Origin of the sequence: Mesorhizobium sp. AA23 (assembly GCF_001672435.1) — a bacterium.
Classification (GTDB): Bacteria; Pseudomonadota; Alphaproteobacteria; order Rhizobiales; family Rhizobiaceae; genus Mesorhizobium.
In genome coordinates this window covers 83,456-98,131 of record NZ_LYTP01000009.1, presented here as the reverse complement: position 1 = coordinate 98,131, position 14,676 = coordinate 83,456, and the positions used below count along the sequence as shown (strand labels likewise).

Annotated in this window: 16 protein-coding genes; 10 read left to right on the top strand and 6 right to left on the bottom strand. The window is 64.5% G+C overall.

Annotation, left to right across the window (positions count from 1 at the left end; translation table 11 throughout):
* The 5 genes from A9K66_RS09670 to dhaL all read left to right on the top strand — a co-directional run.
* On the top strand, window positions 1-318 hold a 318-nt coding region (locus A9K66_RS09670), incomplete at its 5' end, for a nucleotide-binding domain containing protein (RefSeq protein ID WP_280944344.1).
* A gap of 64 nt (window positions 319-382) precedes the next feature.
* On the top strand, window positions 383-1,141 hold the full coding sequence (locus A9K66_RS09665) for a triose-phosphate isomerase (RefSeq protein WP_197507462.1): 759 nt from the start codon (window positions 383-385) through the stop codon (window positions 1,139-1,141).
* A gap of 11 nt (window positions 1,142-1,152) precedes the next feature.
* Window positions 1,153-1,608, top strand: a complete 456-nt coding sequence (locus A9K66_RS09660) for an RpiB/LacA/LacB family sugar-phosphate isomerase (RefSeq protein ID WP_067322910.1) — start codon at window positions 1,153-1,155, stop codon at window positions 1,606-1,608.
* Between the two features lie 174 nt (window positions 1,609-1,782).
* Window positions 1,783-2,790 (top strand): dihydroxyacetone kinase subunit DhaK, encoded by a 1,008-nt coding sequence (locus tag A9K66_RS09655; RefSeq protein ID WP_067322862.1) that lies wholly within the window; start codon window positions 1,783-1,785, stop codon window positions 2,788-2,790.
* A gap of 5 nt (window positions 2,791-2,795) precedes the next feature.
* Window positions 2,796-3,404 carry a dihydroxyacetone kinase subunit DhaL gene (gene dhaL, locus A9K66_RS09650; protein WP_067322907.1) on the top strand — a complete coding sequence of 203 codons (609 nt, stop codon included), beginning with the start codon at window positions 2,796-2,798 and terminating at the stop codon, window positions 3,402-3,404.
* 481 nt (window positions 3,405-3,885) lie between these two features.
* Here dhaL and A9K66_RS09645 read toward each other — a convergent pair whose 3' ends face one another.
* Entirely contained in the window at window positions 3,886-4,743 is an 858-nt protein-coding gene (locus tag A9K66_RS09645) for a LysR family transcriptional regulator (RefSeq protein ID WP_067322859.1), read from the bottom strand.
* A gap of 128 nt (window positions 4,744-4,871) precedes the next feature.
* Here A9K66_RS09645 and A9K66_RS09640 point away from each other — a divergent pair, with 128 nt between their 5' ends.
* From A9K66_RS09640 to A9K66_RS09630, 3 genes are all read left to right on the top strand, one after another.
* A complete protein-coding gene (locus tag A9K66_RS09640; RefSeq protein ID WP_067322855.1) occupies window positions 4,872-5,954 on the top strand; it encodes an amidohydrolase family protein in 1,083 nt (360 codons plus the stop codon).
* An 11-nt stretch (window positions 5,955-5,965) separates the two neighbouring features.
* The gene (locus A9K66_RS09635) at window positions 5,966-6,319 is read left to right on the top strand and encodes a Rieske (2Fe-2S) protein (RefSeq protein WP_067322904.1); all 354 of its coding nucleotides are present in this window, start codon (window positions 5,966-5,968) and stop codon (window positions 6,317-6,319) included.
* 299 nt (window positions 6,320-6,618) lie between these two features.
* Window positions 6,619-7,518: a dihydrodipicolinate synthase family protein gene (locus tag A9K66_RS09630; RefSeq protein ID WP_067322900.1), complete on the top strand. Its 900-nt coding sequence runs from the start codon at window positions 6,619-6,621 to the stop codon at window positions 7,516-7,518.
* Window positions 7,519-7,564: 46 nt separating this feature from the next.
* Here the strand turns inward: A9K66_RS09630 and A9K66_RS09625 are convergent, their stop codons facing one another.
* From A9K66_RS09625 to A9K66_RS09605, 5 genes are read right to left on the bottom strand one after another with little or no spacing between them, the layout of a single operon-like run.
* Window positions 7,565-8,227, bottom strand: coding sequence for a TetR/AcrR family transcriptional regulator (locus A9K66_RS09625; RefSeq protein ID WP_067322852.1), 663 nt, complete (start codon window positions 8,225-8,227; stop codon window positions 7,565-7,567).
* Window positions 8,228-8,279: 52 nt separating this feature from the next.
* Window positions 8,280-8,804: a hypothetical protein gene (locus tag A9K66_RS09620; RefSeq protein WP_067322849.1), complete on the bottom strand. Its 525-nt coding sequence runs from the start codon at window positions 8,802-8,804 to the stop codon at window positions 8,280-8,282.
* The gene (locus A9K66_RS09615) at window positions 8,797-11,676 is read right to left on the bottom strand and encodes a sarcosine oxidase subunit alpha family protein (protein WP_067322846.1); all 2,880 of its coding nucleotides are present in this window, start codon (window positions 11,674-11,676) and stop codon (window positions 8,797-8,799) included. Before A9K66_RS09615 ends, A9K66_RS09620 begins: the two co-directional genes overlap by 8 nt.
* Window positions 11,673-11,942 (bottom strand): sarcosine oxidase subunit delta, encoded by a 270-nt coding sequence (locus A9K66_RS09610; protein WP_067322843.1) that lies wholly within the window; start codon window positions 11,940-11,942, stop codon window positions 11,673-11,675. Before A9K66_RS09610 ends, A9K66_RS09615 begins: the two co-directional genes overlap by 4 nt.
* Window positions 11,943-11,955: 13 nt before the next feature.
* Window positions 11,956-13,209, bottom strand: coding sequence for a sarcosine oxidase subunit beta family protein (locus tag A9K66_RS09605; RefSeq protein WP_067322840.1), 1,254 nt, complete (start codon window positions 13,207-13,209; stop codon window positions 11,956-11,958).
* A 356-nt stretch (window positions 13,210-13,565) separates the two neighbouring features.
* Between A9K66_RS09605 and A9K66_RS09600 the strand changes: the two genes are divergently transcribed.
* Window positions 13,566-14,006, top strand: coding sequence for a hypothetical protein (locus A9K66_RS09600; RefSeq protein WP_066993921.1), 441 nt, complete (start codon window positions 13,566-13,568; stop codon window positions 14,004-14,006).
* Between the two features lie 9 nt (window positions 14,007-14,015).
* Window positions 14,016-14,600 carry a hypothetical protein gene (locus A9K66_RS09595; protein WP_245307477.1) on the top strand — a complete coding sequence of 195 codons (585 nt, stop codon included), beginning with the start codon at window positions 14,016-14,018 and terminating at the stop codon, window positions 14,598-14,600.
* Window positions 14,601-14,676 lie beyond the last annotated feature (76 nt).

The window sequence follows — 14,676 nt, the reverse complement described above, 5'->3', positions numbered from 1 at the left end:
GGCGCCGAGATCGATCGCCAGGAGGGCGCCCGCCACAAGCTCGGCCGCGGGCTCGGCGAACTGCTGCGTGCCTTGAGCGTGGGACAGAAGCTGAAGCGCGTGATCATTGCCGGCGGCGACACCTCCAGCCACGCGCTCGGCCAGATGGGTGTCGATGCGCTGACGGTCAGGATGCCGCTGCCTGCATCGCCCGGCTCGCCGCTCTGCGTCGCCCATTCGAGCATCGCTGCGATCGACGGTCTGGAGGTGGCGCTGAAGGGCGGGCAGGTGGGGACCGATCGCTATTTCTCGGCCATCCGTGACGGTCTCGGAGGTTGATGGCGCCATGCCGCACTCACCCGCATTCAAATCGCTGTCGCCACGGGACTGACCAATGACACAGATGCCCCACGTCTGGATCGGCACAAGCTGGAAGATGAACAAGACGCTCGTCGAGGCGCGCGCCTTTGCCGGCGGACTGCTTGCCGAACCGGAAGGTGACCCACGTGTCCAGCGCTTTGTGATCCCGCCCTTCACGGCGGCGCGAGAGGTCAAGGCGATGCTGAAGGATACGTCGGTCAAGGTCGGAGCCCAGAACATGCATTGGGCCGGCGAAGGCGCGTGGACGGGCGAGATTTCGCCGCTGATGCTGAAGGATTGTGACCTGGATATCGTCGAGCTCGGCCATTCCGAGCGCCGCGAGCATTTCGGCGAAACCGACGAAACGGTGGGCCTCAAGACGGAGGCCGCGATACGCCACGGCTTGACGCCCTTGATCTGCATCGGCGAGACGCTGGCCGAGCGCCAGGCCGGCCGTGCCCGCGAGGTTCTCGACAGGCAGGTGCGAAGCGCGCTGTCCAAACTTGATGCGGCGCAGAGGCGCGCGCCGATCCTGTTTGCCTACGAGCCGGTCTGGGCCATCGGCGTCAAGGGCATTCCGGCGACCTCGGACTATGCGGACGCGCGCCAGGCGGAGATCATCGCCACCGCCCGGGACGTGCTCGGTGTCCGGGTCCCTTGCCTCTATGGCGGTTCGGTCAACCCCGACAATTGCGCCGAACTCATCGCATGCCCGCATATCGACGGGTTGTTCATCGGACGCGCCGCATGGGCGGTCGAGGGCTATCTCGACATCCTGTCCAGATGCGCCGCCAAACTCTGAAGGAGACGATCATGAAGCTCGCGGTAGCAGGCGACAGCGCCGGCGAAGGCCTGGCCAGGGTTCTGGCCGACTACTTGAAGGACAGGCACGAGGTGTCGGAAGTGTCGCGCACCGAAGCCGGGCCCGACCCGTTCTATGCCAACCTGTCCGACCGGGTCGCGAGCGATGTGCTGGCCGGCAAATATGACCGCGCCATCCTGATCTGCGGCACCGGGATCGGCGTCTGCATCTCGGCCAACAAGGTGCCGGGCATCCGCGCGGCGCTCACCCACGACACCTACTCGGCCGAGCGCGCCGCACTGTCGAACAACGCCCAAATCATCACCATGGGCGCACGGGTGATCGGGCCTGAGCTGGCAAAGTCGATTGCCGATGCCTTTCTCAAGGAGACCTTCGATCCAAAGGGGCGGTCGGCCGGCAATGTCGCCGCCATCGACCAGATGGACGCCAAGTACAACGCTCGCTGACCGATACCTTCCGCTACGCGATCACATCCGAAACAACACCAGGAGAAGAACGATTCCACGCCGGCGCGAAACGCTCTATCTCTTTGTTTTCACGCAAATCCGGACGGAAAACCGCTACACACTTTTCCTGGAATTGCTCTAGTCTCATGGCCGAGGACGATGCAGGAGGTGTGAATGAGCCTGACGCAGAAGCTGATCAACAACGGCAATGCGGCGGTCGACGAAATGCTGGTCGGCATCATGGCCGCCCATCCCGAGCATCTTTGGCGTCCGGACAACGCGCCGCGTGCGGTCGTCGCCAAGCATGGTCCTCGCGCCGGCAAGGTGGCGCTGGTGATCGGCGGCGGGTCAGGCCATGAGCCGACCTTCCTCGGCTATGTCGGCAAGGGCCTGGCGGATGCCGCCGCGATCGGCAACGTCTTCGCCTCGCCGCCGCCGCAGCCGGCGGTCGACGCGGCGATGGCCGCGAGCGGCGGTGCCGGCGTCCTATTCATGTACGGCAACTATGCCGGCGACGTGATGAATTTCGACATGGCGGCGGAGCTGCTGGAGATGGAAGGCATCGAGGCGCACACCGTGCTGACCACCGACGACATTGCGTCGGCGCCGCGCGACCAACGGCAAAAGCGCCGCGGCGTGGCCGGCAACGTCTTCATCTTCAAGGCCGCGGGCGCGGCCGCCGACATGATGATGCCGCTGGACGAGGTGGAGCGGATCGCCCGTCACGCCAACGACCGCACCTTCACCATGGGTGTGGCGCTCTCGTCCTGCTCCCTGCCGCAGACGCGGCGGCCAAGCTTCGATCTCCCCGTCGGCGAGATGGAGATCGGCATGGGCATCCATGGCGAGCCCGGCGTGCGACGCGGGCCATTGTGTGCGGCCAACGAGGTCGGCGACGAAATCATGGACGCCATCCTGGCGGAAATGAATGCGCCGGCCGGCGATCGTGTCGCGGTGCTGGTCAACTCGCTCGGCGCAACGCCGTTGATGGAACTCTACATCCTGAACGCCCGGATCGCGGAACGACTGAAGGCTGCCGGGCTGGTCGCCCACAAGACGCTGGTCGGTCCCTACTGCACATCGCTCGACATGGCCGGCGCCTCGATCACCGTCATGCATCTCGATGACGAATTGCAACGCATGATCGACCATCCGTGCGACTGCGCCATGTTCCGGAGCTGAGCGCGATGGATTTCACGACCGGGGATTTGAAAGCCCTCTTCGGCGCTTTCGCCGAACGGATGGCGACGGAACGCGACAGGCTCTGCGCGCTGGACGGAGTGATCGGAGACGCCGATCACGGCATTGCCATGGAACATGGCATGAAAGCCGCGGCCGAAGCGGCGCAAGCCGCGGAAGGCACGCTGCAGGATATATTCAATGCCGCCGCCAAAGGCTTTCTCAACGCAGTCGGCGCTTCCTCCGGACCGCTCTACGCGACCGCCCTTCTGCGCGCCGGCAAGGCCGCGGGTCCGCGCGCATCGATGCCGACCGGCGAGTTGCGTACCATCATTGCGGCGATGCGCGACGGCATCGCCCAGCGTGGCAAGGCGGAACCCGGCCAGAAGACAATGCTCGACGCCTGGGGGCCGGCCGCCGACGCGGCAGTCAATGGCCACAACGCCGATGCCATAGCCGCCGCTGCCCGCCGGGGCACGGAAGCGACGCGCGACATGATCGCAACCGTCGGTCGCGCCGCGCGTCTCGGCGAGCGCTCGCTCGGCCATCCGGACCCCGGCTCGGTCTCGGCCGCAATGCTGGTCGAAGAAATCTGCAAGGCGATGAAGATCGCTTAGGACCGTGTGCCGCCGTGCCGATCAGCACGATCGCTGCAGAGACGTCGGCCATCCTCCTGTTGGATGCGCCGCCTTGATTAGAGGTTCACGCAGACCGGCCATAGGGGACGGTGCAGCAGGCGAGTACGCATCGCATGGCCTTCTCCTCTGCGCTGAGCCCGCCGAGATCGAGCGTTTCCACATCGCCGCTCAGCCGGGGACGCGCTTGACCGTCATCTCAGGTCATCCGGCCGCGTGGGCGATGAAGAGATCGAGTAGTTGCGTGCGACCGGAGCGCCGTCGATCACCAGATTCAGCATGATCAACTGGCCAGCTTTGAACTGACCTACCCGCCAGCCATTTGGGGAGAGGACGAACGTCTTTACGTCGTGTGTCTCCTGAATGATTCACCAGCTGGCTCGCGTTTAACGAGCCGACATTGCCAGCAGGCCTGCGTTCGATGCAGGAGGGTGCTCCAGGCGTTTACGATCGATTATATCGATCAACCCTCCAGCGACATGACGGCAAGGTGAAGCGCGCGCACGCCTTTTTTAATGATCGGCTCATGTCGGCGTCGTGCGAGGACCGCCGTGTAGACGGGCTGATGCAGAGTTGGAGCTTCTTCCACGATGTGGGAGGGGCGCTCGGCGGCGAAGCGTCGCGCATCGTCGGCGCGCATGTAGCATGTGCCGCCGGCCCGCCGCAGCATATTGTCCGCAAGCGTCTCGGAGCCCATCGAAAGCCGGCACGCAGTCAGGTTTGGCAGCGCCTCGGCATGAGCCTTCTCGAGCACCACCGTGTAACCCGGCCGGATGTAAGTGTCGGGGCTTACATCGCAAAGCCTGCGCGCCGTGGTCGAGACCATCACATATTCCTCGACCATGAGCTGGTCATATGTGATCTCGGGCAGGTAGCGCGGAGCATAAACAACGGCAATATCGAGGTTTCCCAGGCTTAGATCCGATATCATCTGCGGCGAATAATCGGATTCGACGTGGATCGAGGACCGGGGCAAGACTTGCAGCAGCATTTCCAGCCAACCAGGCAGGATCGAGCGGGTCATCCCGACCTGGGCAGCGACCCGTAGGCTGCCCTCGAACCTGTTGAAGGCGCGCACATCGTGACGCGCCTGGGACCAGGTCGACAGCATCGACCGCGCATAGGCCTCAAACCGCCGCCCTGCCGCCGTCGGCTCGGCACCGGCGCGGCCGCGGTGGAAGAGCTCGGATCCAACGGCGGTTTCTAGATTTTTGATACGGGTGCTGACCGTCGATTGCGTCAGTCCGAGGCGCTCCGCCGACCGGTTGAAGTTCCGCGATTCGATGATGTCCAGAAAGGTCTCGACCTGTTCCAGCTGCATGGGCCAGCCAATCGATTTTTACGATCGTATCGGCCCGATCATACGCTTGATCCAAACACTGACAAGGCGGAAGTTCGATGCAGGAATCCAGAGGCGTTCAGCGGCGCCCGCATCATCAAGAGGGACAAGTGTTCATAGTCGATTGCGATTGCCACAATTACTGGTCCAGCGCGACGGTGCTGGAGCCCTACCTGTCCGGCGTCTGGAAAGACATGTTCATCGAAGGCGAGAAGACCGGCCCCGTCGGCGCCTTTCCGCACGGCCATCGCCCCTGGTTTCATCCGCAGGATTTCTCCCGGAAGGACGTGCGTCCGAAGGTCGAGGCGGACAATTACCTGATCATGAAGGAGAAGCACCTCGATAAATACAATATCGGAGTGGCAATCCTGACTGGCGACGAGCCGATCGAGGCTTCGACGCTGGCAAATCCCTATTACGCCAGCGCGCTGGTAAGCGCCTATAACGAGTATCAGATCAATGAATGGCTGCCGAAAGACAGCCGCTTGATGGGCTCCATCGTCATCGCGCCGCAGGACCCACGCCTTGCGGCGGCGGAGATCCGGCGGCTCGGCGCGCATCCCCGGATGGCGCAAGTTCTGGCCTCCCAAGGCTCGGTGCGGCCGTATGGCGATCCGTTCTATCACCCGATCTTCGAGGCCTGTGCCGAGGTCGGCTTGCCGTTCGCCATACATCTTGGCGGGCATGGCGGCATCAACTGGAATGCCGTCGCGCCCGCGCCCACGACTTTCTTCTGGGAGACCCATGCGATCCTGCACATGTCGGCCATGTCGCATGTCGCGAGCATGATCGCGCATGGTGTGTTCGAAAAATGGCCGGATCTTTACTTTGTCGTCATCGAGTGCGGCATCGCCTGGGTGCCGTCGGTGCTCTGGCGACTTGACGCCGACTACAAAGCCCTGCGCAAGGAGACGCCATGGCTGAAGATGCTGCCGTCGGAATATTGTCGACGCAACATACGCTTCTCCACGCAACCATTGGAGCAACCGTCGAACGTCAAACACCTCTGGGCGATCCTGGAGGCGATAGACGGGGAGAACACGCTGCTGTTTGCGTCCGACTACCCGCATTGGGATTACGATGACGTCAACACGCTGCACATCCCGCCGGAATGGCGCGGCAAGGTGCTCGGCCAGAATGCGCTGGACGTCTACAAGCGGATCCCCCGCCCGCAAGCCGCCGCGGCAGCGTGACGAGGACCCAAATGGCCGAGAAGACGTATATTTGTCGCGCCGACGAGATCCAGGTCGGGACGCCATTCATCGCCGAGGTGCGCAGCCTGTCGATCGGCGTGTTCCGGATCGGCGATAGTTTCCATGCGCTGCTGAATGTTTGTCCTCACCGAGGCGCTCCGCTTTGCGAAGGGCCGCAATGCGGAACGACCGCTCCAGTCGAGGGACCCGAATTCATCTACCACCGCGAGAACGAAATCGTTCGCTGCGCCTGGCATGGGTGGGAGTTCGACATCCAGACGGGTGCGGCCCTGGTCAACCCGTCCGTTCGCGCGCGGACGTTCCCAGTCACCGTCGAGGCCGGGAGCATTTACGTGACGGCCTGACCAGAGCGGCGCGCGCCTTGGCGACCGGTTAGGCGCCGTTACCCGAAGCAGCCGTCTTATGCGCCCGGCTCTTGGCATGCTGCTGCTGGCGCCGATCGCATCGGCATCCGCTGCAATAGGCCGCTGACGGTCGGCGGCGGTTTTTTCGCGACAAACCGCTGGGCTATGGCGAAGACGCATTTGCGGCTTGGCAGATCAACATGTGGCGTTAGAAATGGGAAGCTGGTGCCGACCGGCGATACGGCATGCGTCCCTTCTATGACGCCTCCGCCGGCCACACCCCAACCAAGGAGCATTCCATGACCTGGAGCGGCGTGTTTCCAGCAGTGACGACCAAGATGCAGGCTTCCGGCGCAGTCGACCTGAAAGCCACGCAAGCCAGCATCGAGCGGCTTGTTCAGAACGGCGTGTCGGGCGTAATCGTCCTGCCCATGCTTGGCGAGAATGCCACGCTGACACAGGCCGAGCGCGATGCCGTGGTTGCAGCAGCCAGGGAAGTCGTGGCGGGACGGGTGCCGCTGCTCTCCGGTCTTGCGGAATTGTCCACCGACGACGCGGCCGCGGCGGCTCGCAACTACCAGAAGCTCGGAGCCGAGGGGCTGATGACCTTCCCCAGTCTCGCCTATCGCACCGACCGCCATGAGACCGTGGCATGGTATAAGACCGTGGCCGAGGCCAGCGATCTGCCGGTGATGATCTACAACAATCCGCTCGCCTACAGGGTCGACGTCGACGTCGAGACGCTGAAGGCGCTGGTCGATGTTTCCGGCATCGTCGCCATCAAGGAAGAGACCGGCGATATCCGCAGGGTAACCGACCTGTTCAACGCCTTCGGCGACCGTTTCGACATCTTTTGCGGCGTCGACGATCTTATCCTTGAAAGCCTGACGCTCGGTGTTGTCGGCTGGGTGTCGGGCATGACCAATGCATGGCCGGCCGAGTGCGTATCGCTGTTCAACGCCGCCCGCGGCGGCGATTATGCGGCAGCGCTTCCGCTCTACCGGCTGATGACGCCGGCATTTCATCTCGATACGGACGTCAAGCTGGTGCAGTACATCAAATTCGCCGAGCATCTGGTGTACAGCGCTCCGGAACACGTTCGAAAGCCGCGCCTGCCGATCGGCGGCGAGGAACGGTCGAAAGTGGAAGCGGTCATCAGGAAGACGATTTCCGATCTCGCAGCGCTGAAACGTGTTTGAGAAACGAAGGTGACGGCGCTGCGGACCGCTGAGCAGTCGGCCGTGGTCAACTGCCGGTTCGCACCCGTACCTTTTCGGCGAAGGCCTCCACCTCGCCTTGACGAGGTTGCTTGCCGGTGTGCGTGAACAGGTAGGCCGGCGTCAGAGACAGACGGTTGCTCACCGGCTCGACGATCTCGAGCGAGTAATAACCGATCTGCGTGAAGTACAGCACGCGCGCCCGCACGAAGGCTTCGGTGTCTGCGTAACTGTGCCGCAAAAACATCGCCCGGATGGCATCGACCCGCGCATCGTCTTCCTCGTTCACGATACGATGGACCTTGGCGGAGTGGCGCGACCAGGCACGCACCGCGAAATCCAAGCGCGGATTGAACAGCCTCTCATCCAGCCAGCACTCGAAGACATTGAGTACGGCCTCAGTTATCGACGCGGCGGGCCGGCCGGCCTGCTCGAGGATGAAACGGGTGTTGTTGTTGCGCCAATAGTCGAGAAGCTGATCGAGCAGGTCCTGACGGCTCTTGAAATACCAGTAGAAACTGGAACGGGAGACGTTCAGCTTCTGCCCGAGCGCGAGGACGCGCACCGCCTCCACGCCTTCGGAGATCAGCGTCTCCAGCGCGAGCTTCATCCAGTCCTCGCGCGTCACCTTGGTGTTGCCGATCAGACCGGACCGTCGCACGACTGCCTCTGCACTGGAATCCGAAAGCATCTCGGGCTGGCCAGGTTTGAATGCCGGCTAGATAGACCTGAAACCGCCCCCGCTAGAATACTTGCACCTGTTCGAGCCACCCCCAAAGATACGGGGCAAGGCCCCGGTCGACGTGCACCCGCGCCCGATCGGGGTTGCCGAACCGGTAGAAGAGAACGCCGGCGCCGGCAAAAAGGATCGAAGCCGAGGGACTTGCCTGCCTCGGATCGAGCGCCGTGCCCCTGGCGACCAGACCGGCCAATCCCGGCCCTTTCATCTCGAATACATGCAGCCCGGCATCCATGACCGTGACCGCGAAACCGGCCGCGTGCCAGCCGGCCGCGACGGGCAATGGCCGTTCGCTTACGGCGAGAATGCGATCGCGCGCGATGCGCACCATGTATTTGTCGCCATTGGCAACCGCGCCGGCACCGACACCTTCCCCCGCGAGACCCGAAGCCTGCGCCCAAGCCGTCAGGTCGCCGCTGACCAGAAGCTGCTTCAGCCCGTCCAATGTGCGCACGCTGATCCCGTCCGTGTTCAGGACCGCGGTGATCCAGTCGGGCGCTGCGGGCCATTTTTCGGCAAGGTTACGCATGCAGGCGGCTCCCTTCCGGATCGAAGGCGCAGGGCGCGACGATGGTGGCCTGGCGCAGGACGCCGAGGTGCTGAACGTCGATCGTTTGGCCATGCCGTGCGGCACCCCGTTCGATGAGCGCCAGGGCGACGGGGCGGCCCAGGGTCGGGCTTTGATAGCTGGAGGTGACGAAGCCGATGCTCCGGAGCCGGCCGCCGCTTTTCTCCACACCATGCGCGCCGGTCGCCAGCGGCGCCTCGCCTTCGGCGACAGCCAGGCCGACAAGCTGATTGCGATCGGTTCGGCTCGCCGCTTCGGTGAAAAGCGAGCGCCGGCCGACGAACTCACCTGTACGCTTGGTCCGCGGTCCCGCGACGCCGAGGTCGTGCGGCATGACGTTGCCGTCGGTGTCCTTGCCGATGACGATGAAGCCCTTCTCGGCGCGCAGGATCATCAGGGATTCAAGCCCGAGCAGCACGGCGTCGAACGCGCGGCCTTCCTGCTGCATTTTCGCCCAGAGCGCCTCGGCCCGGTCGGCGCGGATGGAGATCTCGTAGCTTCGGTCGCCGGTGAAGGAGACCCGGGCAATGCGCACCTCGTCGCCGGCAAAGCGGCCGGCGGTAACCGCCATGTGCGGCAGGCTGGCATCGTCCAGCGCAGCACCCAGATCGAGCGCCTCTATCAGGCCGCGCGCTTTCGGACCCGAAATCGTCAAGGTGGCGTATTGCGCGGTGGCGTTGTGGATATAGACCGCATCGCGGCCGAAACGATCCTGCCGCCATTCTTCGAGACGCGCGTGGACAGCGGCGACATGCGACGACGAGCAGGAGACGATGAAGCGGTGCTCGTCGAGACGAACCAGCACACCGTCATCGAAGACGACGCCATTTTCCGACAGCATGAAACCGTAGCGGCAATGGCCGGGTTTGAGGGTCGACATGGTGTTGTAATAGATGAAGTCGACGAATTCGGCCGCGCGTGGACCGATCACCTCGATCTTGCCGAGCGTCGAGCCGTCGAAGAGCGCAACGGACTGCCGGGCGCGCCGCGCATCCTCCTGGATCGTGGCTCCGGCTTCGCCGCTTCCGTAATAGGCCGGCCTCAGCCAGCCGCCATATTCCTGGAACACTCCGCCTGCTGCGCGATGGTTTGCCTCCAGCGGTAGGCGACGGACCGGGGCGTGCATGCTGCCCCGACGCGCTCCCGCCAGGCTGGCGAACGGCACAGGCGTGAAAGGCGGCCGGTAGGTGGTGATGCCGACATCCGAGATGGCGCGGCCGGTAGCCGCGGCCAGCAGCGCCAGACCGTTCAGGTTCGACGTCTTGCCCTGGTCGGTCGCCATGCCAAGGGTCGTATAGCGCTTCAGGTGCTCGACGGAGACAAAATTCTCCCGCGTCGCCAGTTCGACGTCCTTGGCGGTGACGTCGCTCTGGTAGTCGATCCAGACGCGGCCCTTGGCTTTGGGCTTCGGCCACAGGCTGACGACGCCAAGCGTTCTTTCCTCGCCAGTGCTGCGAGGTGCCGGCGGCGCCGAGCCGAACCCGCCGAGGGCCGCCAGGCCGCTGGCCAAGGTCTCGGAAAGCGAGACCGTGCCGGCGACGGCGCCGGCTACGCCGATCCCCTCGATCGCTTCTGCGGGAATGAAAGCCGACAGTTGATCGCTCCAGGCGAGCTTGCCTTTTGCCTGCGAGAACAGATGCACGGTGGGTGTCCAGCCGCCCGAGACGAGCAGGCAATCGGCCGCAAGGGCGGTACCGTCGTCGAGCAGAACACTCTGAACGGCGTTGCGGCCGCGCGCCGCTGCAATGGCGCGTCCGGCGAGGGCCCGAATACCGCTCTTCGCCTGTACGCCACCCTCACGCCGGCAATCAACCACCGTCACCGAAGCGCCGGCCGCAGCCAGCGCCGAGGCCGGCTCGTAGGCGCTGTCATTGTTGGTTGCGACCACGATCTGCCGGCCGACAAGGACGCCATGCCTGCGCAGGTAGCTCAACGCCGCGTCAGCGGAGAGTATGCCCGGAAGGTCGTTGTTGGCGAACGGGACCGGCCGCTCGATCGCGCCCGTCGCCAGCACGATGCGGCGCGGGCGCACGCGCCACAGCGTGTCGGGTCGGCCGTCGCGGTGAAGCTGGTTGAGCGCGACCAGATTGTGATCATATAGGCCGAAGGCGGTCGTATCGCTGAGCACGAGATGCCCACTGCTCTTCAGCCGGGCCACCGTCGCATCGATCCATGCCGCACCCTTGACACCGTCGACTGCGCCTGCACGGTGGCGCAGCGACCCGCCGGGATGCGTCCGCTCGTCGACCAGCACGACCGAGTGCCCGGCTGCCGCCGCGCCGGCAGCCGCGGCGAGGCCGGCCGGTCCGGCGCCGACCACCAGGACGTCGCAATGGTGATTGATCTGGTCCGAGACGTGACGCGGCTTCCAATTGCGGTCGACGACGCCGAGCCCGGCCATGGCGCGGATGCGCGGCTCGAACAGGTGCCAGTCCGGCCACATGAAGGTCTTGTAGTAGAATGCGGCGGGCAGGAAACGGGCAAGGCGGTCCAGCATCGCGTTGCGGTCGGCCAGCGCCGTCGGCGACGCGTTGACGCTCTTGACCGTGAGGCCGTCCCGCGCCGGCACGGTCGTTGCCCGCGCATTCGGCGCGCGGCCGCCGGCGCTTTCGACATCGATCAGCGCGTTGGGCTCCTCCACGCCGGATCCCCAGATGCCACGCGGCCGATGATATTTGAAGCTGCGGCCGACGATCGCCCGGCCGCTCGCCAGCAAGGCAGACGCGATCGTGTCGCCGGCAAAGCCGTCGACGCGCGTGCCGTCGAAAGTGAAGCTCAGCGGGCGGGCCCGATCGATGTCGCAGCCGCCATTGGCAAGACGCGAAGCGCTCATGCGCCATGCTCCGCGTCGCCGAGCACGGAGGAACCCGACACCTTGTGATTGACGCTGTCGCGGCTCATCGCAAAGCACTCGCCGCAGGTCAGGTGCATCCAGATCTCGCGAGTCGGCCCCTTCGGGTTGTTGCGCATATGGAGATAGCCGGCCCAGCGCTCGGCCGTCACGTCCCCGCCGTCGGGCCGCAAATTGCCGGCCTCGCCGCCATAGTGAAACTCGCTTTCTTCGCGCGGCCCGCAGAACGGACAGGGAAAGAGCTGCATCTTTTCTACACCTTCAATGGGCAATGCCGGAGCCGGCAGCCTCGTCGATCAGCCGGCCGCGGGCGAAGCGGTCGAGATCGAAAGGCCGGCTGATGTCGTGGTGCCTGCCGGTGGCAAGCAAATGGGCAAGCAGCGTGCCGCCGGCGGGAATCGCCTTGAAGCCGCCCGTGCCCCAGCCGCAATTGAGGAAAAGCCCGGGCAGTGGCGATTCGCCGATGATGGGCGAGGAATCGGGGACGACGTCGACGATGCCTGCCCATTGCCGCATCATCTTCAGCTGGCCGAAGATCGGGAACATTTCGAGCATGCCTGCGATCACGCCTTCCAGCACCGGCAAGTTGCCGCGCTGGCCATAGGACGGGATGCGGTCGAGCGCGCCGCCGATCACCAGTTCGCCCTTGTCCGATTGGCTGACATAGACGCCCGTATCCGGCGAGATCACCACCGTGTCGATGATCGGCTTGACCGGCTCGGACACGCAGGCCTGCAGCGCATAGGAATTGACCGGCAGCCGGAATCCCGCCTTCGCCGCCAGCACCGAGGAGTGGCCGGCCACCGCCATCCCCGTACGCTCTGCCCGGATTGCGCCGCGCGACGTGACGACCCCGCGGCAGCGCCCGTTCTCGATGATAAAGTCGCTGATCTCGCAGTTCTGAATGATGTCGACGCCGAGACGGCTGGCGGCGCGCGCATAGCCCCAGGCGACAGCGTCATGACGGGCCGTGCCGCCGCTCGGCTGCCAGGTGCCGCCATAGACGGGGTAGCGGGCATCCGGGCCGAAATTGTAGATCGGCACCACCCGGCGGACGTCCTCGACCGAGAACAATTCGCAATCGATGCCGTTGACCTGGATGGCGTTGACGGACCGGGCAGCGGTTTCCATTCCCGCTTCGCTATGCGCGAGGGTGAGAATGCCGCGCGCGGAAAACATCACATTGTAGTTCAGATCCTTCGATAGCCTCTTGTAGAGACTATGCGCCAATCCGTAGATCGCCGCGCTTTCCGGGTAGAAGTAATTTGAGCGGACCACGGTTGTGTTGCGGCCGGTGTTGCCGCCGCCGATCCAGCCTTTCTCGAGCACCGCCACATGGGTGACGCCGTGGTTCTTTGCGAGATAGTAAGCCGTGGCGAGGCCGTGGCCGCCACCGCCGACGACGATGGCGTCGTAACGCGGTTTGGGCTCCGGCGAGCGCCAGGCCTTCTCCCAGCCCGTCTGGCCGGCGACGCCTTCCTTGAATAGCGAAAGCGCTGAATAGTGCCTTGTCATGCGCTCAGGCCCGCATCACGTGAGCGATAGTGCAACGGGCCAAGAACCGCTGAGACGCCATATCGGCGGCGCCGTACCGAACCGGCGCAATCAACTCGCCCCGTCCTCGAAAGTCCATAACCCATCCCGTTCTGCCGCGGTTCGACAAAGTCGTCCACCTTCGCGCGGGGCGAACTTAGCTTGAATGGACACCTGTGTCCATTGGGCAAATCGGGACCGCGGGTCGTACGAGCGCGGCAACCGGCCATCTAAGCCAAGTGAAATGCATTTGCGCGTGTCAGGCGCATGGCGGATTTCATTTGCTTGGTGATCCTCCTCCCATGGGCCAAACTCCCGCCGGGCTGTCAGGAGGAGAAATGAGAGCACGCGCAGCGACGGTCGGAGATCTCGAGGATGTTTTCCGCGGCCTGTCCAAGCGAATGTCGGACGAGTACCTGGCGGCCGGCAAGGACAGCAAGGCCGCCTACGACAATCTGATGATGAATCTGAAGGAAGGCCGGGCCCATGCGCTGGTCGAGGGCGCGCAGGCCGTCGCCTTTATCGCCTGGCATGAGCATGGCGACGCGGCCGACACGCTGTTTGCCGCGCAGGAGGACTTCTTCAGAGCGGCAACTGTTCGCTTCTGCAGGCGTCACATCCGCCACATCCAGGCGCTCGCCGGCAACCTGCCCGTGCACTCGCGCAGCTGGCTCGATGGACCGGACGTCGCAAAATGGTTTCGGCTCATCGGCTATGTCGAGCGGGGACAGGAGAATGGCGCCACCCTGTTCGAACTGCCGCCGGCGCCCAATGGGTGACACGGGTTATTGGCGCAGCGGCTTGCACCGCGCAGCAATTGGCGGGATGGTGTGGAAGGCAGCCGGGGGCGCTGGCAGGCCGGAGATGCATGGCTGCTGGAAATCAAAATGGTGCGAGCTTGTTTGGCCCTTGTCGCCCTTGTTGCCCTTGCGAGGCCAACAGAAGCAGGCGAGCGAGCGGCTCCTCTCTTCGACCGCTCCGATCTGGCGTCCGCGTATTCGGGTGAGTCCGACCTCGTAACCGCATATACGACCGGGATGGCCCGGTACCGTCTTCAGCTCATGGCGCGTACCGGCACCGCCAATCTCGCCGCCCCTCTCGAACCTTTGGCCCTGCGGCCGGAATTTCGCCAGCGGACATGGCGCTCGGCCGATGGCAGCCTGCTGCAGGGCTTCGCCGGCAAAGGCGGCTTCCGGCTGACTGTCGGCAACTGCCTTGCCCGCCTCTGCGCGGCCAGCGAATGCAGCGAGGCCGGCTGGCCGGTCTATGCCTGCAGCGACGGCCATAAGCGCAAGATGTCGGTGAAGAGCTTCGTGACGGCAACCTTCGACGGCGTCCCTTACCGGCGGTTGAGCGCTCCGCCGGAACCGTGATTTGATTGCGGTCGACGACGCTGCCGGTTCAGCAAAGTCACGTACTCGTCACCACCCGAAACGCTGGCTGCACCGC